The sequence below is a fragment of the Mesorhizobium sp. M7D.F.Ca.US.004.03.1.1 genome (genome assembly GCF_003998635.1).
GTDB lineage: Bacteria > Pseudomonadota > Alphaproteobacteria > Rhizobiales > Rhizobiaceae > Mesorhizobium > Mesorhizobium loti.
In genome coordinates, this window is the sequence record NZ_RZQG01001008.1 from 1 (window position 1) to 2046 (window position 2046).

Sequence of the window (2046 nt, forward strand, 5' to 3'; positions counted from 1 at the left end):
GCATGATGCTGGTGACCCCCGGCATCCCGATAGAGGCCGTCTACTTCATCGAACAGGGCATCGGTTCGGTGGTCGCCAGCACGGCGAGCGGCCACGAGGCGGAAGTGGGCTTCATCGGCTTCGAAGGCATGACCGGCTCTTCCCTGGTGATGGGCGACGACCGCGCGCCGCACGCCTGCTATGTCCAACTCGAGGGCGATGCGATCCGCATCGAAGCCGGCGCTTTCAATGCGGCACTGGCGGCAAGCGCGACCTTGCGCATGTTCCTGCTGCGCTTCGTCAATGCGCTGCAGACCCAAGCCGGCTGCACCGCGCTCGTCAACGCGCGGCTGAAGCTCGAGGAGCGGCTGGCGCGCTGGCTGCTCATGTGCGACGACCGGGTGCCCGGCGAACATCTCGCCATCACCCACGAATTCCTGGCCATCATGCTTGGTGTCAGGCGGCCGGGCGTCACCGTCGCCCTCCAGCTGCTCGAAGGCCGTGCGCTGATCCGGGCACGCCGGGGCGAGATCGTCATTCGCGACCGCGTCGGGCTGCTGGAACTCGCCAATGGCAGTTACGGTGAAGCCGAGGCCGAATATGTCAGGCTGATCGGCGAGATCAGCGCGGCCTGATCAGCTGCCGCCTGGCTTGCCCGACGCTTTGCCGGGCGCTGGCGCACCGCCTTCAAATGCATCCCGGCCAATCGGCAGCCCGGCATGCTCCAGGCTTGCAAGCTTGCATTTCGTCTGTTCGGCCGCCGCTCCGACAAGGCAATCGATGGCGAACATGGCACCGGCATGGTCGCTCGCCGCGACCGCTTGGCGTATCTTGCTCAATTGCGCCTGCGTATAGTCCAGAAGCTCGACCAGGTCGGTATGATCCAAACCGCCCTCCATCATACGAGGTCAAGTGGCCGATCTGAGGTCGCTCTTGCTACCGAAATACGCCCATTTGCATGGCTTGCATAGATAAACTGTCAAAAACGTACAGTTTCGCGCCGAACCGACTGCACTATTGGCCAAAGGTCCTCCTTTGCGCCGCGATTACGGCGTGCGATGGTATATAAGCTATCGCTTGAATAAATGGTTCGTACGTCTGTCGCGGGGAAGATGTCGTGCCAATTCGCGAGAATCTCGCCGCCAACCTCAGGCGGCTGATCCAGCGCCACGCTTCGGTGAGCGCGGTGTGCCGCGAGCTTGGCGTCAACCGCACCCAGTTCGAACGCTACCTGCAAGGCAAGGCCATTCCCAACAAGGCCACCGCCAGGCTGATCTGCGATTACTTCAAGATCGACGAGAATGAGCTGTATCGCGAGCCCGCAGCCGGAGCAGGGGCTGACGACGGCCACGCATCGCTGCGCCAGACACTGTATGAGAACATGGTGCGTCCCCCCTCGCCCGCCATCGCCGGCGGCACCTATTTCACCTATTTTTCGGTCCCCGGCCACCCCGACCTTCTGATGCGCTCGGTCACCTTCGTGCGGCGCGAGGCCGAGCTGGTCACCTTCAGGCGGGTGACGCGGTGGGCCCCGGGCGATGGTCAGGGCGGCGCGAGAGTGCCCGGCAACCATTACGGCGTGGCGATCTCGCGCCTGAACTGGATCTATTTCAGCGGCATCAACCGCCGCCAGACCGCCGAACCTTCGATCATGACCGTGCAGTGGGCCCCCATCTCGGAGCCGGTGCTGGTCGGCAGCGCCTTCGTCCTGACCGGATCGGGGCCAGCCTGCGTGTCTGTCATCATGCGCCAGGACGTCACCAGGATCAGCATGAGACGAGCGCTGCAGATGGCGCATGTCGTCAGCCTCGACGACCCCGGTGTCGATCAGCTGGTGGTCAGTCTCGCGCGTGAGGCCTGATACACCAGCCGCGCCGGCGTTCGCAGTCAGCCAAGGCGAAGCGTGTTGCGTGCGATCTGCCAGGCGGATTCAACGTGCCGCCGGGCCGCTGCTTCCGCCTCGTCCGGCTTGCGCGACCGGATGGCATCCATGATTTCGCTCATTTCGGCGATCGCCGGCTCGCGGCGGTTCTCCGACGCGATGGTCATCGAGCGCAATTTGTTGAT

Annotated in this window: 4 protein-coding genes; 2 read left to right on the forward strand and 2 right to left on the reverse strand. The window is 64.0% G+C overall.

Annotated features, from left to right (window positions below; genetic code table 11):
* Positions 1 to 614 (forward strand): Crp/Fnr family transcriptional regulator (locus EN935_RS33100; RefSeq protein ID WP_164771572.1); only part of this gene is annotated, 614 nt, incomplete at its 5' end.
* Here the strand turns inward: EN935_RS33100 and EN935_RS33105 are convergent.
* Entirely contained in the window at positions 615 to 866 is a 252-nt protein-coding gene (locus tag EN935_RS33105) for a hypothetical protein (RefSeq protein WP_127374079.1), read from the reverse strand. It abuts the gene before it with no gap.
* Positions 867 to 1096: 230 nt separating this feature from the next.
* Between EN935_RS33105 and EN935_RS33110 the strand changes: the two genes are divergently transcribed.
* Entirely contained in the window at positions 1097 to 1840 is a 744-nt protein-coding gene (locus EN935_RS33110) for a helix-turn-helix transcriptional regulator (RefSeq protein ID WP_127265295.1), read from the forward strand.
* Positions 1841 to 1866: 26 nt separating this feature from the next.
* On the opposite strand, the gene EN935_RS33115 is transcribed toward EN935_RS33110, so the two are convergent.
* Positions 1867 to 2046 (reverse strand): FCD domain-containing protein (locus tag EN935_RS33115; RefSeq protein ID WP_127374080.1); only part of this gene is annotated, 180 nt, incomplete at its 5' end.